14 protein-coding genes are annotated in these 21,086 nt (G+C 72.0%); 11 read left to right on the top strand and 3 right to left on the bottom strand.

What is annotated here, in order from left to right:
* Positions 1-107 precede the first annotated feature (107 nt).
* The 3 genes from ACZ4UV_RS47435 to ACZ4UV_RS47425 all read left to right on the top strand — a co-directional run bounded on the left by ACZ4UV_RS47435 (position 108) and on the right by ACZ4UV_RS47425 (position 2,210).
* On the top strand, positions 108-731 hold the full coding sequence (locus ACZ4UV_RS47435) for a TetR/AcrR family transcriptional regulator (RefSeq protein ID WP_451017747.1): 624 nt from the start codon (positions 108-110) through the stop codon (positions 729-731).
* Positions 732-813: 82 nt separating this feature from the next.
* Positions 814-1,515 (top strand): ribonuclease HII, encoded by a 702-nt coding sequence (locus ACZ4UV_RS47430; RefSeq protein WP_293989591.1) that lies wholly within the window; start codon positions 814-816, stop codon positions 1,513-1,515.
* A 68-nt stretch (positions 1,516-1,583) separates the two neighbouring features.
* A complete protein-coding gene (locus tag ACZ4UV_RS47425; RefSeq protein ID WP_390035094.1) occupies positions 1,584-2,210 on the top strand; it encodes a hypothetical protein in 627 nt (208 codons plus the stop codon).
* A gap of 311 nt (positions 2,211-2,521) precedes the next feature.
* Here the strand turns inward: ACZ4UV_RS47425 and ACZ4UV_RS47420 are convergent, their stop codons facing one another.
* Positions 2,522-3,142 (bottom strand): hypothetical protein, encoded by a 621-nt coding sequence (locus ACZ4UV_RS47420; protein WP_451017748.1) that lies wholly within the window; start codon positions 3,140-3,142, stop codon positions 2,522-2,524.
* Positions 3,143-3,429: 287 nt separating this feature from the next.
* On the bottom strand, positions 3,430-5,595 hold the full coding sequence (locus ACZ4UV_RS47415; protein ID WP_451017749.1) for a RecQ family ATP-dependent DNA helicase: 2,166 nt from the start codon (positions 5,593-5,595) through the stop codon (positions 3,430-3,432).
* Between the two features lie 146 nt (positions 5,596-5,741).
* On the opposite strand from ACZ4UV_RS47415, the gene ACZ4UV_RS47410 reads away from it, so the two are divergent.
* The 7 genes from ACZ4UV_RS47410 (at position 5,742) to ACZ4UV_RS47380 (ending at position 17,592) form a co-directional block, all read left to right on the top strand.
* Entirely contained in the window at positions 5,742-7,280 is a 1,539-nt protein-coding gene (locus ACZ4UV_RS47410) for a DUF4192 domain-containing protein (protein WP_451017750.1), read from the top strand.
* Positions 7,281-7,639: 359 nt separating this feature from the next.
* Positions 7,640-9,751, top strand: a complete 2,112-nt coding sequence (locus ACZ4UV_RS47405; RefSeq protein WP_467847850.1) for a glycogen debranching N-terminal domain-containing protein — start codon at positions 7,640-7,642, stop codon at positions 9,749-9,751.
* A gap of 177 nt (positions 9,752-9,928) precedes the next feature.
* The gene (locus ACZ4UV_RS47400; protein ID WP_093498678.1) at positions 9,929-10,687 is read left to right on the top strand and encodes an NUDIX hydrolase; all 759 of its coding nucleotides are present in this window, start codon (positions 9,929-9,931) and stop codon (positions 10,685-10,687) included.
* Between the two features lie 80 nt (positions 10,688-10,767).
* Positions 10,768-13,485: an ABC transporter ATP-binding protein gene (locus tag ACZ4UV_RS47395; protein ID WP_467847844.1), complete on the top strand. Its 2,718-nt coding sequence runs from the start codon at positions 10,768-10,770 to the stop codon at positions 13,483-13,485.
* Between the two features lie 162 nt (positions 13,486-13,647).
* Positions 13,648-14,535 carry a FadR/GntR family transcriptional regulator gene (locus tag ACZ4UV_RS47390; protein ID WP_467847837.1) on the top strand — a complete coding sequence of 296 codons (888 nt, stop codon included), beginning with the start codon at positions 13,648-13,650 and terminating at the stop codon, positions 14,533-14,535.
* Positions 14,536-15,049: 514 nt separating this feature from the next.
* Positions 15,050-16,603 (top strand): RNA polymerase sigma factor, encoded by a 1,554-nt coding sequence (locus ACZ4UV_RS47385; protein WP_351484814.1) that lies wholly within the window; start codon positions 15,050-15,052, stop codon positions 16,601-16,603.
* A 122-nt stretch (positions 16,604-16,725) separates the two neighbouring features.
* Complete coding sequence (locus tag ACZ4UV_RS47380) at positions 16,726-17,592, top strand: serine protease (RefSeq protein ID WP_451017791.1); 867 nt, start codon at positions 16,726-16,728, stop codon at positions 17,590-17,592.
* Positions 17,593-17,689: 97 nt separating this feature from the next.
* Here the strand turns inward: ACZ4UV_RS47380 and ACZ4UV_RS47375 are convergent, their stop codons facing one another.
* Entirely contained in the window at positions 17,690-17,920 is a 231-nt protein-coding gene (locus ACZ4UV_RS47375) for a DUF7455 domain-containing protein (RefSeq protein ID WP_351484811.1), read from the bottom strand.
* A gap of 441 nt (positions 17,921-18,361) precedes the next feature.
* Here ACZ4UV_RS47375 and ACZ4UV_RS47370 point away from each other — a divergent pair, with 441 nt between their 5' ends.
* The gene (locus ACZ4UV_RS47370) at positions 18,362-20,485 is read left to right on the top strand and encodes a DNA gyrase/topoisomerase IV subunit B (protein WP_390035085.1); all 2,124 of its coding nucleotides are present in this window, start codon (positions 18,362-18,364) and stop codon (positions 20,483-20,485) included.
* Positions 20,486-21,086: the final 601 nt, after the last annotated feature.

Here is a 21,086-nt window from a genome sequence, read left to right as displayed (position 1 = left end):
AAGCGTTCACTTAATTGCGCGTCGTGTGCCGCGTCCCCCTTGCCGTCGCGCGCCGCGCCCCCCGCTCCGGACTTCCCGCTTCCCCTCGCTCGCTGGAGAAACATCAGATGGTTACCTCGCGCTGGACTGCCGCTGCTCCCCAGGCGGCCTCCCCTCGTCGGCGCGGTGCGGTCCTCGAACGCGCGATCCTGGACGCCGCCTTGGAGCAGCTCAGCACCGTCGGCTGGAACGGCCTCACCATGGAGGGCGTCGCCGCCGGCGCCCAGACCGGGAAGGCCGCGGTCTACCGCCGCTGGCCCTCCAAGGAGGAACTGGTCGCCGACGCGCTGCAGGCCGGCCTGCCACGTCTGGAGGAGGCCCCCGACCTCGGAAGCGTGCGCGAGGACCTGTTGGCCCTGTGCCGGCAGGCCCGGGACGCGATGTTCTCGCGCCCCGGCTTCGCGCTGCGCTCCGTGATTCACGAATGCGATCCGCTGCAGGTCGAGCGGTTCCATGGCGTGATCTTCGACGGGGTGGTGGGGCCGACGATCCGGCTGATCGGTGACGTCGTCGCCCGCGGCATTGAGCGGGGAGAGGTGCGCACCGACGCGGCCAACGGCTATGTCATCGACGCCATTCCGGCGATGATGATGTACCGGAACAAGATTTCTGGAAGCGAATGGAACGACCGGGAGATCGAGGAGATGATCGATCGGTTCATGCTTCCGCTGCTGCTGTCGCGCGGGATGTGAGCCGCGGCTCCGGCGGTCCCCGGCGCGGTCCGGGAGGCCGGGGTGTCGCTCGGGGATCAGTGCGGCGTACCCTAAGGGCGCCATGCCGTACGAACCGCCTACTCACACCGTCGAGCGCTCCCTTCGCGCCACGACCGGAGCCAAGGTCATTGCCGGTGTCGACGAGGTGGGGCGCGGCGCCTGGGCCGGGCCCGTCACCGTCTGTGCCGCGGTCACCGGTCTTCGCCGACCGCCCGAGGGCCTCACCGACTCCAAGCTGCTGACCGTCAAGCGACGTACGGAACTTGCCGAGGCGCTGCGGGGGTGGGTCACGTCCTACGCCCTCGGGCATGCCTCGCCGGAGGAGATCGACGACCTCGGGATGACGGCCGCACTGCGACTCGCGGCGGTCCGTGCCCTGGAGACCTTGCCCGTCCGCCCCGACGCGGTCATCCTCGACGGGAAGCACGACTACCTCGGTACCCCGTGGCGGGTGCGCACGGTCATCAAGGGTGACCGATCGTGTGTGGCTGTGGCCGCTGCCTCGGTGATCGCCAAAGTTCAGCGCGACAAAATGATGGCCGAACTGGGTATCGACCATGCAGACTTCGGATTTGCGGACAATGCCGGGTACCCGTCGCCCGTGCACAAGGCCGCACTGGAGGAGCGGGGCCCCACCCCGTACCACCGGTTGTCGTGGGCGTATCTTGATGCGCTGCCCCAGTGGCGGCACCTCAAGAAGGTCCGCAGCTGGGCGGAGGGAAGCGTTCCGGAGATCGAGGGTCAGCTCGGCTTCGATTTCTGACGTTCCGGTCGCACGGTTGTGCCACCCGGTTCACGTGACCTGCACCAACGTTTGATAAATATCAGCTCATGCCTCTCATTCCCGAGGAGCCTCAGATTCACGAGAGTGCCCAGGGTCCCCGCGCCACTCCGGCCAGTGGCCGTACCGCGCCGACCCCTCGTCCCGTACCCGGCCCCCGCCCCGCGGCTCCGTCGCGTCCCGGTCGTCCCGGCCCTCTGCGGCCCACGCCGCCGGTGCAGCGCACGCCGCGTGACGTGGCCAAGCCAGGCCAGCCCGGCCCGGCCGTCCCCGCCGCGGCAGCGGCGGCCCCGCAGATCCAGCTGATCCCGGCCTCGGTCGAGAGCGCTCTCGACGCGGCCGAGGAAGCAGTGGACCTGCTCCTCGAATCGGGTCGCGCCCCCGGCGACGTGCTGGTGATCACCACCGGCGCGCAGCATCCGTGGGCCGACCACGAGCTGTCCTTCGGCGAAGCCTCCTACTGGGCCCAGCACGACGCGGGCGACGACGTCTTCTACGCGGACGCCGCCGTCGCCTCCCGTGCCGTGACCCGCTCCGTGGTCGTCGTCGCTGTCAACGGCGGCCCCGACACCGTCGCCGCCACCGCCCTGCCGCTGGCCCTCTCCCGGGCCGGTGCCCTGCTGATCGTCTGCGGCGACCCGCAGCGCATCAACTCGGTGCTGGGCGCAGGCGTCTGAGCTGCCTCCGGCGCCTCCGGGACTCCGGAGGTACCGAAGGAGCCGCGGCGGTGACCCGCACAGTGGCGCCTTCGGCGTGCCCGGACGACGGACGGGAGCCGCTGTCCGTCGTGGCGGTGGCCGTGGGACGGGCGGAGGATCCGGCAGCGCGGGCACCGGGCCGGATCCCTCGGGTGGCTCGACGGGGAGCGGCGGGACGTCCGCTCCGGTGCGAGGCGCGGTGTGACTGCCGAGCACCCGATAGGGCGACTTCAGGGCGCCGTGCCCGGCGGGGCGTGCCTGCCCGGTGGCTCCCCTGCGGGGGCCGGCGTTCAGCGGGCGGCCGCGCGGCGCAGTACCTCGGAGGCGGCGCCGCCGGTACGCGGTGACAGAGGCGGGGCCTCGGACAGGGCGAAGGGTTCGGGAGGCGAGTCGGCGTTGGGACGCCGTCCGCCGCGGCCCTCGCCGAGCACCTGCCAGCCGTCGTGGGTCAGCGTGATGTACGCCCCGCAGCGCAGCCCGTGCAGAGTGCACGCGTCCCGCAGACCCCACATCCAGGCACCGTCCTCCTCGGTCCAACGCGAGTCCCCCTCGCGGCAGTAGAGCAGTACGGCGGTCCGCACCGGAGTACGGCGGCGCAGGTCGTGCGGGATGACCCGGCGCAGCTGGGCCAGCAGCGCGTTGCGGAACATCCAGCCGTCGGCCGGGGCCGCGCGCCGGCCGAAGGAGGCGCTGGCACACAGCCGTTCCTCCGGATCGAGGACGGCGACGACCGCGGTGCCCGGACGGGGGCGATGCCGGGTGTGCAGACCGCTGACGACTTCGCGGGGATTGCGCAGCAGCGGTATTCCGGCGTCGGCCCATTCCGCGGGCTCGAGCAGACGGCTGGCGGACGCGGCGGATGCGGACGTCGAGAACGATGCCGCCGAGGACGGAGCGAATCCGAAGGTCACGTTCCTCCCTTCGGCTACGCGCCCACACTGCGGGCGAGATCGGATTCGGGGCCGCGCGCACCGCAGCAAAAGCCCAACCGGATCACGGGCGAGCCGTGCGGGGAGCGGACCTCAATTCTTGCTGTCGAACTTGGATGCGGCAACGAGCAAATGGGGCCACCGACTGTTATCTGGTGGTGCGTGGCTTATATCCCTACCCGTTGATGTGCCCGGCGACCCCTGGGACGTTCGAGCGCGGCACGTTCGTACGCCGCACTCGGTGCCGCATTCGAACAGCAGCGGGTCGGTCAGCCCTGAACGGCGAGGACCAGGGGCAACACCCCCCGGGCCCCGGACCTGCGGAGCATGCGCGCCGCCACCGCCAGGGTCCAGCCGGTCTCAGTGAAGTCGTCCACCAGCAGGACCGCCCCTTGGGCTTCGGAGATCGCGGCGGCGAGGCCGGGCGGCACGGTCAGCGCACCGTCGAGGGCCTTCAGACGCTGGGCACTGTTGCTGCGCGAGACCCGGGACGCCTCGCCCGCGTACTCGACGGAACCCAGCAGAGGCAGCCTGCCGACCTCCGCGATGCGCGCGCCCAGGGAGTGAACCAGCCGGGGCCTGGAACGCGAGGCGACGGTGACGACACCCACCGGGCGCGGCTGCGGGTCGGTCGCGCCCGGAGCCCAGCCGCCGGGTCCCTTCGCCCAGTCCGCCAGCACGTCCACCACGGCACGGGTGACATCGTCCGGCACAGGCGTGTCCGGGGCCTGGGGAGCGAGCAGCGGTCGTAGCCGATTGCCCCAGCCGATGTCCGACAACCGCCCCAAGGCCCGTCCCGCCGATGCCTGTTCACCGGTCGGAATGCGCCCCTTGAGATCGATGCCGATCGCCGGCAGTCCGGTCGGCCACATCCGGCGGGGCTCCACCTCGACGCCGGCGCGGCCCAGGTCGACCCGCGCGGCGTCCAGCGCGGCCGAGGTGGTGTCGGCCGTGAAGCGGGGTTGCGCGCAGTTGTCGCAGCGGCCGCAGGGCTTCGCGCCCTCGTCGTCCAGTTGGCGCTGCAGGAACTCCATCCGGCAGTCCGGCGTGGCCGCGTACTCGCGCATCGCCTGCTGCTCGGTCTCGCGCTGCCTGGCCACCCAGGCGTACCGGTCGGCGTCGTACGTCCACGGCTGCCCGGTCGCGACCCAGCCGCCCTTGACCCGCCTGACCGCGCCGTCCACGTCGAGGACCTTCAGCATGGACTCCAGCCGTGAGCGGCGTAGTTCCACCAGCGGCTCCAGCGCGGGCAGCGACACGGGGCCGCCGGCCCGGGAGAGAACGTCCAGGGTGCGACGCACCAGCTCCTCCGACGGGAAGGCGAGCGAGGCGAAGTAGTCCCAGATCGCCTCGTCCTCCCTGCCCGGCAGCAGCAGCACCTCGGCGTGCTCGACACCGCGGCCCGCACGGCCCACCTGCTGGTAGTAGGCGATGGGGGAGGAGGGCGAGCCGAGGTGCACCACGAACCCGAGGTCGGGTTTGTCGAAGCCCATACCGAGCGCCGAGGTGGCGATCAGCGCCTTCACCCGGTTGCCGAGCAGGTCGTCCTCCGCCTGCTGCCGGTCGGCGTTCTCCGTCTTCCCCGTGTACGAGGCCACGGGATGCCCGCGCTGCCGGAGGAACGCGGTGACCTCCTCGGCCGCGGCCACGGTGAGCGTGTAGACGATGCCGGAACCCGGCAGTTCGTCCAGGTGGTCCGCGAGCCAGGCCATCCGGTGCGCGGCGTCCGGCAGCCGCAGCACGTTCAGGCTGAGGCTCTCCCTGTCCAGCGGCCCGCGCAGCACCAGCGCGTCCGAGGCGCCTCCGGTGCCGAGCTGCTCGGCCACGTCGGCGGTCACGCGCGCATTGGCCGTGGCGGTGGTCGCCAGCACCGGCACGCCCGGCGGCAGGTCGGCCAGCATGGTGCGCAGCCGCCGGTAGTCCGGCCGGAAGTCGTGGCCCCAGTCGGAGATGCAGTGGGCCTCGTCGACCACGAGCAGTCCGGTTGCCGCGGCGAGTTTGGGCAGGACCTGGTCGCGGAAGTCCGGGTTGTTGAGCCGCTCCGGGGACACGAGGAGGACATCGACCTCACCGGCCGCGATCTCCGCCTGAATCGACTCCCACTCCTCCGTGTTGGAGGAGTTGATGGTGCGGGCGTGGATACCGGCCCGGGCCGCGGCCTCCACCTGGTTGCGCATGAGCGCGAGCAGCGGCGAGACGATCACCGTCGGGCCACCGCCCGAGGCACGGAGCAGCGAGGTCGCCACGAAGTACACCGCGGACTTGCCCCAGCCCGTGCGCTGGACGACCAGGGCCCGGCGCCGGTCCGCGACCAGCGCCTCGATCGCCCGCCACTGGTCCTCACGCAGCCGGGCGGCGCCCGTGTCGTCCCCGACGAGACGGGCGAGGACGGCGTCCGCCCGGGTCCGCAGTTCCGCGTTGCTCGTGTGCTCCATGCGTCCCATACAACAGGACGGGACCGACAGCCGGGCGAGCCTGTGGATACCGGACACGGTTTTGTCGTGTCCCTGATTCAACTTATCCACAGGCGACTTATCCACAGGTCCAACCGGAATCGCGAGATCCGGGAGATCGTCTGCGCATGACGAATCACGGCGAAACCACCGGACCCTCCGAAAACGGCGACATCACCCGAGGCTCGGTCCCCCTCGGACCGTCCGCCCACGACACCCAGGTCACCCTGCGCACCCCGGCCGAGCTGGCCGACGCGCTGCCCTATCTGCTCGGGTACCGCCCCGAGGACAGCATGGTCCTGGTGGCCCTCCACGACCGCGCCGGGCGCGGCCGCTTCGGCGGACGCGCCCGGCTCGGCATCCCCGCCAACAAGGACGACTGGGAGTCGGCCGCACGCCAGCTCGCACAGGGCCTGGTGACCGGCGGCGAGCGCCGGGGAGCCCGGCCCGAGCAGATGGTCGCCTACGTCTGCCAGGAACCGGCGCCCGGCGAATCGGGCCGGGACGTGATGCAGCGGCTCGCGCCGCTGACCCAGCTGCTGCGTGTCGAGTGCGGTCGGCTCGACGTACCGGTGATCGAGGCACTGTGCGTCTCGGACGGCCGCTTCTGGTCGTACTGCTGCCCGACCGAGGCATGCTGTCCGCCCGACGGCGCCCCCATGGGCCTGCCCGGCACCTCCGTGCTCGCGGCCGCCGCGACCTACGCCGGGATCCAGGTGCGCGGCAGCCTGCGCGAGCTGCGGGCCAGGCTGCTCCCCTGGGAGTCCGGCGCCCTGCTGGAGCAGGAGATCGCCCTGGACAGCGCAGGCATGGCACTGGTGCCCCGCATCCTCGACGACACGTTCCGCACGGACGTGGCCGAGGAGACCCTGGCCCTCGCCGAACGGGTCATCGACCGGTATGCCGCCACCACCCCCGTGTCCGGCACCCACCAGGCGGATGCCCGCGACGACACCCTGCTCTCCCACGACGAGGCCGCGACGCTGATTCTCGGACTGCAGGACCGCACGACCCGCGACCGCGCGGCCGTCTGGATGGAGGGCGACGCGGCGGGCCCGGCCCTGCGGCTGTGGCGAGCCCTGGCCCGCCGCTGCGTCGGCCCCTACGGCGAACACGCCGCCGCTCCGCTCACGCTGGCGGGATGGGTCGCGTGGTCGACCGGTGACGACCTGGAGGCACGGGAGGCCTTCGCGATGGCCCTGGGCGCTGACCCCGACTACCTCTTCGCCAAGCTGCTCCACCAGGCCTGCAACGAGGGTCTGGACCCGGAGTCGATCCGCCGCTGCCTGCGGAAGGAACGAACGGACCGCACGGAGCGGATCGAACTCACGGACCGCGTCGGCCGCGTGCCGGCGGACGGGATCGCGGCAGTCGGCGACGCCGGTCCGCCTCACCACCATGCCGACGACTCGTCGGCGGCCGCCGCTTCCGGCACCCGCCGTGGCCGCCCTCGACGCACCGGAGACCCCGCCGACGACCGCCGGCCGCGACCGGCCGGAACCCGGCCGCGACAGGTGCACTCGGGGCACACCCGCCCCAGCGCCGCCGGGCCTGGCCGCACGCGCACGCGTGCGGCGGAGGAGGCGGAGCGGAGTGAGACAGGCGGCGGCCGGGCCGCGCAGGAGGGCAGGCGATCGGGGGCCGGTCGCAACGAGGCGGACGAATGAACGGGGGACGGGCATGGGCGGCAGCCGGCCGGACCTGGGCCGGTGCTGTCGGCCGCTGGGCCCGGAGTCTCGTCGGAGGGGCACGGCACCGTGACCATCCGCTCTCCGGCAGGCGCCGCATCGGCCTGCCGCACCAGGGCGTTCGCGGTCGCAGGCGCAGGCCGGCCGATTCGAACGACGTGGCACCACACCGGCATCCGATCGGCTTCGGCAGGCGGGGGCGTGACCAGGAGGAGTCCGTCTCCGTTCACCTGAGTGGCGGAACGACTGGACGGGCCGTGCCGCTGTCCGTCCCTCCGGAGCCCTCCGCCCGGCGCCCGGCACGTCACGGGCGCACAGCGCACAGAGGAAGCCTGCCCATGCATCAGCCGACTCCGCCCTTGACCGCCACCGACAACCGCCGCCTGCGGGACGGGCCGCCCTCGCCGCCGAATGCGGAAGGCAGCCTCGGCCACGCGCAGCCGCGCGGGCGCGTATCCCGGCCCTCCCCCGCCCGACCGGTTCCCCCGGCCCCGGGCGGCGCCGGCGGGCTGCCGCCCACACACGCCGCCCTGATCTGCGTCGCGCTGCCCGGCCTCGCCATCTCCACGGAACATGGTCAGTTGACCGGTCAGGGGCTGGAAGGGTTCTACCGCGCGGGCCGACGGCTGCTCGCGCGCTGTCAGGTCCGTGTCGCGGGCCACGAACCGCTCGCCGTGCAGGCCCGGATGACAGGGGCGGACTCCGCCCGTTTCGTCGGCACGCTCCGGGTCTCTCCGGCGGCGGGACCGGATCCGGACGTCGTCGTGGAACGGATCCGGCACGCCGACGGCACGGAGCGCATCACCTTGCGCAACTGCGCACCCCACCCCCTGCGCCTGCCTCTGGAGGCGGCCCTCGGTACGGACCTGGCTGACCTGAGCGCCATCGCCTCCGGCGTCCCCGGACCCGAAATCCCGGCCAGCGTCCACGACTCCGGCCTCCGCTGGACCACGCCTGCCGGCGACGCCTCGGTCACGGCGGACCCGCCACCGTCCGACGCGCTGGCCTCGGCCGGACTGCTGCGCTGGGAGTTCGAGCTGCCGCCGGGCGGAACGGCGAGCGTGGAGCTGCGGGTGCGCCCGGACGGCGCGAGCCCCCTGCGCGCCGTGGGACGCGCCGCGACCAGCCCGCTGGCACCGGCCAGAGCCACCGGCGACGATCCGCGGGCCACGGTCCTGCTCAGGGCCGGCATCGACGACCTCCAGGCGTTGCTGCTCCGCGACCCCGCGCACCCCACCGACTGCTATCTCGCCGCCGGGGCGCCGTGGCGGTGTGGTCTGGCCCCGGCCGAGGCACTCGCCGCCGCCCGGATGGCCCTGCCCCTCGGCACCCGTCTCGCCGCCGGCACTCTGCGTACGCTGGCCCGCACCCAACTCCGCGGTCCGGGACCGCGGACCGGCATGATCCCCGGTCCGCGCCGCGACGCCGGAGCGCACCTGCCACCGGGCTGCACGGGGACGGAGGCCACCCTGCTCTTCCCTGTCCTGCTCTCGGAGGCCCGCCGCTGGGGACTCCCGGAACAGGAGACGCGGGAACTGCTGCCCGCCGCCGAGCGCTGCCTGGCCTGGCTGCGCACCGCGGTGGGTGACCAGACCTACCTCCGCGACCCGCAGCCCGGCGGCCCCACGCGTGGCGAGACCCAGGCCCACGCCCACCGTGCCGCTCTGCTCGGCGCCGACCTCCTCGATGCCTTCGACCGGCCCGGAAGCGCCGGGCTGCGGCAGTGGGCTGCGGAGCTGAGGAAGGCGTTCCGGGCGGACTTCTGGGTCGAGGACCGGGGCGGCGGCCGTCCCGCGGCGGCCCTGACCCCGGACGGCCGTCCCCTGACCCACCTCGGCTCCACCGCCGTGCACCTGCTCGACACCGGCCTGCTCGGTGCGGGCGAACTGGCCGTCGGCCTGCTCGACAAGGTGCAGACCGAGCAGCTCGCCCGGCTGCTCGGCGGACCGGCCATGGACTCGGGGTGGGGGTTGCGCGGACTGGGAGCCAAGGAGGCGGGACACAGCCCGTTCGGACACCGGTCCGGCGCCGTCAGGGTCCACGAGACGGTACTGGCCGTCGCCGGGCTGGCCGCCGCCGGCTACGAGAAGGAGGCGGGCGGGCTGCTGCGCGGCCTGCTGGCGGCGGCTGAGCACTTCGACCACCGGCTGCCGGAGATGTTCGCCGGAGAGCAGCGCGGCGAGGGCAGTGCTCCCCTTCCGCACCCCGCGGCCTGCCGCCCGGCGGCCACGGCCGCCGCTGCCGGGGTCCTGCTCCTGACCACGCTCGCCGGCATCCGCCCCGACGCCCCGGCAGGTACCGTCACCCTCCGCCCGGCCCACAGCGCGCCCCTGGGCGAACTCGGCCTGACCGGGCTGCGGGTCGCCGGTGCGCCTTTCTCGGTGCGGGTCAGCCGGCTCGGCCTGGCCATGGTCGAGGAGGCCGCGGACGGCCTGCAGCTGGGGATGTGAGCTTGCGCAGGGATAAAGGCGAGCCCCTGCGGCGTCACGGCCGCGGCGAAAGGACGACCGAGTCGAGAACGCGTGCCGGAACGAACCGGGGGGCGCACACCGGAGCGAAGTGGATCAGCCGTCGGAGTGAGTACCGAAGGGAGTGTTTATCGTCAGGCAGACGACTATGATCACCGCATGCCCTACGACCCGTCAGCCTTTCCGCCGTTCGCCGTTACCGTGGACCTGGTCGTGCTGACCGTGCGCCGACATGCCCTGTGCGCGTTGGCGGTACGCAGAGGCGAGTCGCCGTTCCAGGGACGCTGGGCGCTGCCGGGCGGCTTCGTGAGGGCCGACGAGGACCTTTCGCAGGCGGCGGCGCGGGAACTGGCGGAGGAGACCGGGCTACGGGCCCACGACCCCGACGCCCCCGCCCAGGAGGGCGGAGCCCACCTGGAGCAGCTGGCGACCTACGGCGACCCCAAGCGCGACCCCCGGATGCGCGTGGTCAGCGTCGCCCACCTCGCCCTCGCCCCCGACCTCCCCGCACCGCGCGCGGGCGGCGACGCCAGCAACGCGCGCTGGGCACCGGTGGAGGAACTACTGGCGCAGGGCGGCTACGGCCGGGACGGCGAGCCCGTCGCGCCGCTCGCCTTCGACCACGCCCAGATTCTGTCCGACGGGGTGGAACGGGCCCGGTCCAAGATCGAGTATTCGTCCCTGGCCACCGCGTTCTGCCCGCCGGAGTTCACGGTCGGCGAGCTGCGCCGGGTCTACGAGGCGGTGTGGGGGGTGGCGCTCGACCCGCGCAACTTCCACCGCAAGGTGACCGGAACCCCAGGCTTCCTCGTCCCCACCGGCGGTACGACCACCCGCCAGGGCGGTCGCCCGGCCCAGCTTTTCCGGGCTGGTGGGGCCACTCTGCTCAACCCACCGATGCTCCGGCCCGAGGTGTGACCGTCCGACAGCGCGAACTCGGGCCGGGTTAAAACCTTCTATACCCGGAAAAACGGTCATTCCGCGCTATCTTCCCTAAGGTGATCCAGGCCTTCGGACTGACCAGCAACCCCCGCAAGGCGCACCCGCCCGCCGTCGACGACGTGACCTTCGAAGCGGGCGCGGGCCGCGTCACCGCACTCCTGGGCGATGCGGGCGCGGGCAAGACCACGACGCTCAGACTGATGCTCGAACTCCAACAGGGCCGCGGCCTCACCTACTTCAGGGGCCGTCCCCTGCACCGCATCGCCCACCCCGCACATGAGGTCGGCGTGGTTCTCGGTGACGTCCCCGGTCATCCGTCTCGCTCCGTCCGCGGGCATCTGCGCATGCTGTGCGCGGCGACCGGGGTGCCGGCCCGGCGCGCCGACGAAGTGCTCGAAGCGGTCGGGCTCGTCAGCCTGCGCGAGGAACGCCTCGGCACGCTGTCGCACGGCGTGGACCGCCGACTCGGCCTGGCCTGCGCCCTCCTCGCCGACCCGCACACACTCGTCCTGGACGAACCCACGGACGGCCTCCCCACCCGTGAGGCCCACTGGCTGCACCGCATGCTCCGGGCGCACGCGGCGCAGGGCGGCACGGTTCTGTTCACCACCGCCGACCCCAAGGAGGCCGCCCGTGCCGCCGACCGGGTCGTCACCCTGGAGACCGGCAGGCTCGTCGCGGACCAGGAGGCCGGCGAGTTCGCCCGCACCCGGCTCCGCCCACGCGTGGCCGTCCGCAGCCCCCACGCCGCCCGGCTCGCCGCCGCCCTCAGCAAGGAGGCCCGCGCCGCCCACCGCTCGGTGGAGGTCGTCCGGGAAGGCGGCAACCGCCTCTCCGTGTACGGCAGTTCCACCGCCGAGGTCGGCGAGACCGCCTTCCGGCACGGCATTCTGGTCCACCAACTCGCCGACGAGACCGGCGACATGGGGCCGGGCGCCGGGGCGGAGCCGCCGACGGGGGCGGGCCGGGAGACCGGCACAGCGCCGGAGACGGTGTGGCAGGAGCCGGACGACGGTGAGCCGACCGCGGCCGAGGAGGGGTGGCCGGCGTGCGCGCGGCGATGTGCCGGGAGTGCGGGGGAGCAGGCCGCGGTGGACGGTGCCCGGCCGGCGTATCCGCAGTGGGCCGAGGAGGTGTCTGCCACCGGGCGGCAGGACGCACCGCACGCGGACCGGCGCAAGGACGTGGACACGCCTGCGGTCGCGCCGCAGCCGAGGACGGAGCTGGGCGGCCCGCAGCCCGCGGCCGCCCCGGGCCTCGCGCAGCAGCCGCGCACGACCGACCAGGAGCCGGTCCGGAGCCGGGCGACGGCCGCCACGGAACCCTGCGACACGGCTGAACCCCAGCACGCCCCGACCGTCGCCGGCCGCACCGACCACCCGGCCGTCACGTCTCGGCCTGCGATCCCGGACACGGAGCGTTCCCCTCACATGCGTCCCCCCGGCGAGTTGCCCGCTCCGGCAGCGGCCGAGCCGTCGACCGCTCCCTCGCCCGCCAAGCCGTCGGCCACCCTCGGCTCCGCCGAGCCCTCCGGTCATGCCGGGTCCACCAGGACGGCGCCCGCTGTCCCCGCCCAGCCACCGGCCGCCACTTCCGCTCAGTCGCCGGGCCGCCCGGTGTCCGTCCAGACCCCGACCGCCCAGCCGTCGGCCCATGCCGTACCCGCCACAGCCCAGCCCACGACCCGCGCGGTATCCGCCGACGCTCCCGCGGCCCAGCTCTCGACGGACGCCGTGTCCGCCGAAGCCGTCAGCGAAGAGCAGCCGTTCCACGCCGAGTCCGCGGACGCTCCCGCAACCCGGCCCTCCACCCACTCGGGAGCCGCCGAAACCCCCGCGGTCCGAGTGCCCACCGGGCACACGCACCCGGAGCCGGAACTCCGCAAGGCCCCGAGAGCCGGCGCGGAGTCCACCCCAGCGGCGATCGGACCCGCTCGCCGCGACGGAGCCGTCGGCGAGCCGGACCCTCTCTCTCCGCTCCCGCCTCCCATCTCCGTCCGCCACGCCCCAAGCCCCCTCCGCCCGCTGCGCTACGAACTCCGCCGGGCCGCCGGGATCGGCACCGGCTTCCTCACCTGCGGCGCGGTACTGCTGGTGTCCGCCCTCACCGCCCTACTGCTGGCCCGGGCGGGACACACCCCGCAGGCCCGGCTGTTCGCGGCGTGGCCGCGGGAGCTGCCGCTGCCACCGGCCGCGCTCGGCGCGGGACTGCTCGGGGCACTGGCCTTCGGAGACGAGTTCCGCCACCCCGCGCTGGCGTCGGACCGCGGCACCGTGCCGCGCAGACTGGGGCTGCTCACCGCGAAGCTGCTGGTCTCCGGTGGGACCGCGGTGCTGCTCTCGTTCCTCACCATGGGCTGTGACGCCGAAGTGCTCTACCTCGTCTACGGTCGGGAACTCGCACAGGTTCCCGCCGACTGGGTCTCACTGACCGCGAGTTGGTTCGCACTGATCGTCGGCTGTGCCTGGGCCGGCGTACTGGCGGCCGGTGTCTTCCGCTCCACCACGGCCGGTCTCGCCGCGGTCCTCGCCGTACCCGTGCTCGTCGTGCCCGTAGTACACCGGGCCGTGCAGGGGACGGGTGTACGGATGGCCGCCGGATTCCCGATGCGGATGCGGGAGATGTTCCTGCTGAAGTGGCCCTTCGGGGGAGAGCGCTATCTGGTCGGAGCGGCCCGGGTGCTGGCCCAACCTGTGGGCGGTGCACTGGCGTTGTCGCTGGTGGCGCTGGTCTGCGCGTATCTGTTCAGCACCCTGCGGACCAGGGCCCGATGACCGCGGACCGGGCGCTTGCGATCCCGTCGTGCGCACAACTCCCCGCAGAACGGCCATTTCTTTCCGATAAGGCGTCAATTGCGATGGGGTGAGCGATCACCCTTTCGTGTGCTTTTCACCAAAGACCTCAAGGGAGTTGGAGGCAGCGCCGACAAAGGATCCGTGAGTACCCTTGCGCACACCATGATGACCGCCGCCCGCTCCGCAGACTCTGGTCTGGTCGGCCCGGGCGAACTCGACCGCTATCCCTATGCGGAGGTCCCCGTCACCGATCGGGTCGGCACGCCCGCCTGGGAGGGCGCGGATCCGGAGCTGGGCCGTGTGGGCCGGCGCGCCGCGGGCAGCCGCGGCCGCGGACTGCACGGTCAACTCGTCCAACAGCTGGGTCAGATGATCGTCTCCGGCGACCTGGGCGCGGACCGTCCCCTGGTCCCCGAGGAGATCGGCCAGCGTTTCGAGGTCTCCCGCACCGTCGTCCGTGAGTCCCTCCGGGTCCTCGAGGCCAAGGGCCTCGTCAGCGCCCGCCCGAACGTCGGCACCAGGGTGCGTCCCGTCAGTGACTGGAACCTCCTCGACCCGGACATCATCGAATGGCGGGCCTTCGGGCCGCAGCGCGACGACCAGCGCCGCGAGCTCAGCGAGCTGCGCTGGACGATCGAGCCGCTCGCTGCCCGCCTCGCCGCCGGGCACGGGCGCGAGGACGTCCAGCAGCGGCTGTGCGACATGGTCGAGATCATGAGCCACGCCATGGCACAGGGTGACGCGCTGACCTTCTCGCGTGCCGACGCCGAGTTCCACTCGCTGCTCATCCAGATCGCCGGCAACCGCATGCTGGAACACCTCTCCGGCATCGTGTCGGCGGCCCTCCAGGTGTCCGGCGGCCCGGTCACCGGCTGTGAGCGGCCGAACGACACGTCCCTGGCCCAGCACGCGCGGATCGTCGACGCGCTCGGCACCGGCGACGGCACCGCGGCCGAGTCGGCGATGCGTCAGCTGCTGACCGTCCACCCCGAGGTGGAGCGCGTGGTGCCCGCCCCGCGCGAGCACTGACCCGCGTCGAGAACAGTGTGCTCGGTCAGTGCCGCGTTCTCGGGGCGCCGTCGGTCCGGGAACCCGTTTCCGCCGGCCGCCGCCGGGCCCCGCCGGATCCCTCAGGGCTCCGGCGGGGCCCCGCGGTACGGCGGGGCCGACGCGGTGCACGGCGACCGGTCGCGCGACAGGTTCCGCAGCGGTCGTACGACGGGCTGCGCGGCGGCCGTATGCCAGGCTCCGTGGTGGTCCGAACGGCCGGAGAGATCATCAACGACAACCTCTGTCCATGTCTGACCGTTTTTGAGCGCTTACGGGGTGTGACTCGGGCCACGTAGATTGGGCGTAACGCTCTTGCGAACAACGCGATGACCTAAGAGGTGACAGCCGCGGAGGGAATACGGACGCCATTCATGGCGCTGTGCATCTTCCCGGCCCCCGCCCGCGCCGTCGGCCCATCCCCAAGCCGGCGGTCGGCTCCAGTCCGTCCCGGACGGGGCCGGAAGCCGTTTTCCAACGTTCCGAGAGGTTGTTCGTGTCGGCCAGCACATCCCGTACGCTCCCGCCGGAGATCGCCGAGTCCGTCTCTGTCATGGCTCTCATTGAGCGGGGAAAGGCTGAGGGGCAGATCGCCGGCGACGATGTGCGTCGGGCCTTCGAAGCTGACCAGATTCCGGCCACTCAGTGGAAGAACGTACTGCGCAGCCTCAACCAGATCCTTGAGGAAGAGGGTGTGACGCTGATGGTCAGTGCCGCGGAGCCCAAGCGCACCCGTAAGAGCGTCGCAGCGAAGAGTCCGGCCAAGCGCACCGCCACCAAGACGGTCGCGGCGAAGACGGTGACCACCAGGAAGGCCACCGCCACGGCCGCCCCCGCCGTGGCGCCCGCCGTCGCCGACGACCCGGCCGAGGAGGCGGGGCCCGTGAAGAAGGCCGTTGCCAAGAAGGCCGCCCCCACCGCAAAGAAGGCGGCCGCGAAGAAGACCGCGACCGCCGCCGCCAAGAAGACGGTGGCCAAGAAGACCGCCACCAAGAAGGACGACGCCGAGATTCTCGAGGACGAGGTTCTCGAGGAGGTCAAGGCGGGCGGCGAGGAGCCCGAGGGCACCGAGAGCGCGGGCTTCGTCCTGTCCGACGAGGACGAGGACGACGCGCCGGCGCAGCAGGTCGCCGCGGCCGGTGCCACCGCCGACCCGGTCAAGGACTACCTCAAGCAGATCGGCAAGGTCCCCCTGCTCAACGCCGAGCAGGAGGTCGAGCTCGCCAAGCGCATCGAGGCCGGACTGTTCGCCGAGGACAAGCTGGCCAACGCCGACAAACTGGCCCCCAAGCTCAAGCGCGAGCTGGAGATCATCGCCGAGGACGGCCGCCGCGCCAAGAACCACCTCCTGGAGGCCAACCTCCGTCTGGTGGTCTCCCTGGCCAAGCGCTACACCGGCCGCGGCATGCTCTTCCTGGACCTCATCCAGGAAGGCAACCTCGGTCTGATCCGCGCGGTCGAGAAGTTCGACTACACCAAGGGCTACAAGTTCTCCACGTACGCCACCTGGTGGATCCGCCAGGCGATCACCCGCGCCATGGCCGACCAGGCCCGCACCATCCGTATCCCGGTGCACATGGTCGAGGTCATCAACAAGCTCGCGCGCGTACAGCGCCAGATGCTCCAGGACCTGGGCCGCGAACCCACCCCGGAGGAGCTGGCCAAGGAACTCGACATGACCCCGGAGAAGGTCATCGAGGTCCAGAAGTACGGCCGTGAGCCCATCTCCCTGCACACCCCGCTGGGCGAGGACGGCGACAGCGAGTTCGGCGACCTCATCGAGGACTCCGAGGCCGTCGTCCCCGCCGACGCCGTCAGCTTCACGCTCCTCCAGGAGCAGCTGCACTCGGTGCTGGACACCCTGTCCGAGCGCGAGGCCGGCGTCGTGTCCATGCGGTTCGGTCTCACCGACGGTCAGCCGAAGACCCTCGACGAGATCGGCAAGGTGTACGGCGTCACGCGTGAGCGCATCCGCCAGATCGAGTCCAAGACCATGTCGAAGCTGCGCCACCCGTCGCGGTCCCAGGTGCTGCGCGACTACCTCGACTAGGTCGCGGTCGTACGGCGTCGAAGGCCCGGCCTCCCACCGTGGGGGCCGGGCCTTCGTGCTGCGGGTCGCGGTGCGCTGGATGACTCTGGGTGTCCCAGTCCCACCCAGAGTGAGGAGCGTGCATGCGCCGTTCTGTTGCCCCGGCCCTGATCCAGCCGCTGATCCTGGCGGCCGTCAGCACAGCCATACCACTGGCCACCACGGCTCCCGCCACTGCCGACAGCGTCGTGGTCGGCGGCTTCCCCGTCGACGTCTCCCAGGCCCCGTGGACGGTCGCACTGTCCAGCCGTGACCGGTTCGGAGGTACGCGGGCCGGTCAGTTCTGCGGCGGGGTGGCGATCGGCCGGACCACGGTGCTGACCGCGGCCCACTGCCTGGCCGACGAGGTCATCGGCGGGCCGTCCGACCCGGTCCGCGACCTCAAGGTCATCGCGGGCCGCACGGATCTGCTCGCGACGCAGGGCCAGGAGATCCCCGTGACCACCGCCCGGGTCAATCCGGCCTACGACCCCGACGCGAACACCGGTGACTTCGCCGTGCTCACCCTCGCCGAGCCCCTGCCGGCCCGCGCGGTCATCGCGATGGCCCCTCGGGGGGACACCGCCTACACGCCGGGCACCGGCGCCCTGGTCTCGGGATGGGGGGACATCACGGGTGGCGGCGACTACTCGCGCCGCCTGTACGCGGCGCGGCTCCATGTGCTGCCCGACGAGACGTGCGAACGGGCCTATCCCGGCGGCCCCGACGGCACCTACCGGTCGGACTCGATGGTGTGTGCGGGCGAGACCCGCGGCGGCCCGGACGCCTGCCAGGGTGACAGCGGAGGGCCGCTGGTCGCCAAGGGGAAGCTGATCGGGCTCGTGTCGTGGGGGAGCGGCTGCGGGCGCCCGGGGAGTCCCGGCGTCTACACGCGCGTCTCGGAGGTCGTACGGGCGCTTGCTCCCAGGGGTGCCCTCAGTGGCTCGCGAGGGCCGCACAAAGCCTCCTGAAGGCTTTTGCGCGGATACGACGAGGGCGGCCACTCCCTGAGAAGCGGCCGCCCTTCACCGGCCTGTGCCGGAGCTGGCTCGTCGTGGATGCGAGAGGTCAGCGCTCATCTTCGGAGGCGGTGGCCTGAACGGAGGTCAGCCGTTCCGTCTCGTCCTGTATCTCAGCGGCGATCTTCTTGAGTTCCGGCTCGAACTTGCGACCGTGGTGGGCGCAGAAGAGCAGTTCTCCGCCGCTGAGCAGCACGACGCGCAGGTATGCCTGGGCGCCGCAGCGGTCGCAGCGATCGGCGGCCGTCAGGTGGCTCGCGGGGGTCAGAACAGTAGTCACGTCGCCTCTTCTCTAGCTCGACGAGCTGTCGTACCAGGGTCAACATCCAACCAGCCCGAAAACGTTCCCGCTCGGGGCTTCTCCTCGAAAAAAATCTTTCGAGGTGGCCGTCTGCTGCCGGTTGGCGGCGAATGTGCCGTATTGCGTCGTCTTAGGTGCTTACGGGTTCGCGCGGATCATCGGTCTCATCCTCCCGGCCGGGTTGCCGGTTGTTTGTGAGGACGTGCCCGGAGCCTAAATGGTTCATGCCTCGAAGGGAACGTGATATGTACTTCACTCCATCGAGGGATCGAACACGCATACGACCCTGGGCTAGTGTGAGTTCATGACGAGGGTGGCGTTACAACGGCTCTACCAGGCCTCGGTACCCTCTGAGCGGCGACCGAAGCCGGCCCCTTACCCCAAAGGGGCTCCATTGAAATTCAGCGAGGAGCGAACCGCGTGACCGCCGATACGTCCGTGCCGTCCACAGCGCTGCTGGCAGGAGCAGACCGGGACGGCTCCAACTACACCGCGCGGCATCTGCTCGTCCTTGAGGGCCTCGAAGCCGTGCGCAAGCGCCCCGGCATGTACATCGGCTCGACCGACAGCCGCGGTCTGATGCACTGCCTGTGGGAGATCATCGACAACGCCGTGGACGAGGCCCTCGGCGGGTACTGCGACCACATCGACGTGATCCTCCACGACGACGGCTCCGTCGAGGTCCGGGACAACGGCCGCGGCATCCCCGTGGACGTGGAGCCCAAGACCGGCCTGTCCGGCGTCGAGGTCGTGATGACCAAGCTGCACGCCGGCGGCAAGTTCGGCGGCGGCTCCTACGCGGCCTCCGGCGGTCTGCACGGCGTCGGTGCCTCCGTGGTGAACGCGCTCTCCGCGCGTCTCGACGTCGAGGTCGACCGTGGCGGCAGTGTGCACGCCATCAGCTTCCGCCGTGGCGTGCCGGGAGCCTTCACCGGTGCCGGCCCGGACGGCAAGTTCGAGGCCGGGAGCGGGCTGCGCAAGACCAAGAGGGTGCCCAAGACCCGCAGTGGCACGCGCGTGCGCTACTGGGCCGACCGCCAGATCTTCCTCAAGGACGCGAAGCTCTCCCTGGACACGCTCCACCAGCGCGCCCGCCAGACCGCGTTCCTGGTGCCCGGCCTGACCATCGTCGTCCGTGACGAGTACGGTCTCGGCGAGGGTGGCAGCAAGGGCGAGGAGTCGTTCCGCTTCGACGGCGGCATCAGCGAGTTCTGCGAGTACCTGGCCACCGACAAGCCGGTCTGCGACGTCCTCCGCTTCTCCGGACAGGGCACCTTCAAGGAGACCGTCCCGGTCCTGGACGAGCACGGCCAGATGACCCCCACCGAGGTCACCCGGGAGCTCGGCGTCGACGTGGCGCTGCGCTGGGGCACCGGTTACGACCAGACCCTGAGGTCGTTCGTCAACATCATCGCCACGCCCAAGGGCGGCACCCACGTGGCCGGCTTCGAGCAGGCCGTCCGTGAAACCCTCAACGAGGCGTTGCGCGCCAAGAAGCTGCTGCGCGTCGCCGAGGACGACATCGTCAAGGACGACGCCCTGGAGGGCCTCACGGCCGTCGTCACCGTCCGGCTCGCCGAGCCGCAGTTCGAGGGCCAGACCAAGGAGGTCCTCGGCACCTCGGCGGCCCGCCGGATCGTGAACAGCGTGATCACCAAGGAACTGAAGGCGTTCCTCACCTCCACCAAGCGCGACGCCGCCGCCCAGGCCCGCGTGGTCATGGAGAAGGTGGTCGCCGCCGCGCGGACCCGCATCGCGGCCCGCCAGCACAAGGACGCGCAGCGCCGCAAGACGGCCCTGGAGTCCTCGTCCCTGCCCGCCAAGCTCGCCGACTGCCGCAGCGACGACGTCGAGCGCAGCGAGCTGTTCATCGTCGAGGGCGACTCCGCGCTCGGTACGGCGAAGCTCGCCCGGAACTCCGAGTTCCAGGCCCTGCTGCCGATCCGCGGCAAGATCCTCAACGTCCAGCGGTCCTCGGTGACGGACATGCTGAAGAACGCCGAGTGCGGGGCGATCATCCAGGTCATAGGGGCGGGCTCCGGCCGCACCTTCGACATCGACGCGGCCCGCTACGGCAAGATCATCATGATGACCGACGCCGACGTCGACGGCTCGCACATCCGCTGCCTGCTGCTGACGCTGTTCCAGCGGTACATGCGTCCCATGGTCGAGGCCGGCCGGGTCTTCGCCGCGGTGCCGCCGCTGCACCGCATCGAGATCGTCCAGCCCAAGAAGGGCCAGGACAAGTACGTGTACACGTACTCGGACCGCGAGCTGCGCGACAAGCTCATGGAGTTCCAGAGCAAGGGCGTCCGGTACAAGGACTCCATCCAGCGCTACAAGGGTCTCGGAGAGATGGACGCCGACCAGCTGGCCGAGACGACGATGGACCCGCGCCACCGCACCCTGCGCCGCATCAACCTCTCCGACCTGGAGGCGGCCGAACAGGTCTTCGACCTGCTGATGGGCAACGACGTGGCTCCCCGCAAGGAGTTCATCTCCGGCTCGGCGGCGACGCTGGACCGGTCGCGGATCGACGCGTAGCCGCTGCGCCGGGCCACAGCCGCAGAGGCGGCCGACGGGCCGGGGCCCGGTAGGCCGGGCCGGGCGGCGGGTGTACCGCTGTCCGGCCCGGTCTGTCCGGCAAGGGCGCCGGCGTCGGCCGCCCGGTCGGGGTACGAGCGGTGGTTTGCACTGGGTGGGTGCCTGCTGGGATGCCTGCCGAATGCCCTGCGGAGGTGTCGGGCCGGCTGAGGTGTGAGGCGTCCGGCGGCCGCTGCGGCGGCGTGCCCGCCGGTCATCCTGCGGAGCTCCGGCCCGTCGTTTCCGAGAGCGGCTTGTCGGCTGCCCACCGAACGCTCCGGAGAATCCCGCCGTCGGCCTTCCGTACCCATCCGCGGCCCGTCGGCCCAACCGCCCCATCGGGCTCGACTGCGGCCTGTCGGCTCGTCCGCGCCCGTCGGCTCGTCCGCGGCCCGTCGGCCGCCCGTGCAGCCCCGCGTGGGGTTCTCCACCCGAGGGTGGAGGGATCCCGCTCGCTGGAATCCACCCGTGATCCACCCCCGCTCCGATCTGCTGATCTGCGCATTTCCGTAGCGTCGAAGGTGTCGGCAGCTCCCGCTCCCGGCACCGCCCCTTCCCGCTC

It is taken from the genome of Streptomyces sp. NPDC028289 (assembly GCF_055565975.1).
Note: the sequence above shows the minus strand (reverse complement) of the source record. Positions and strands in the feature narration are given on the sequence as shown.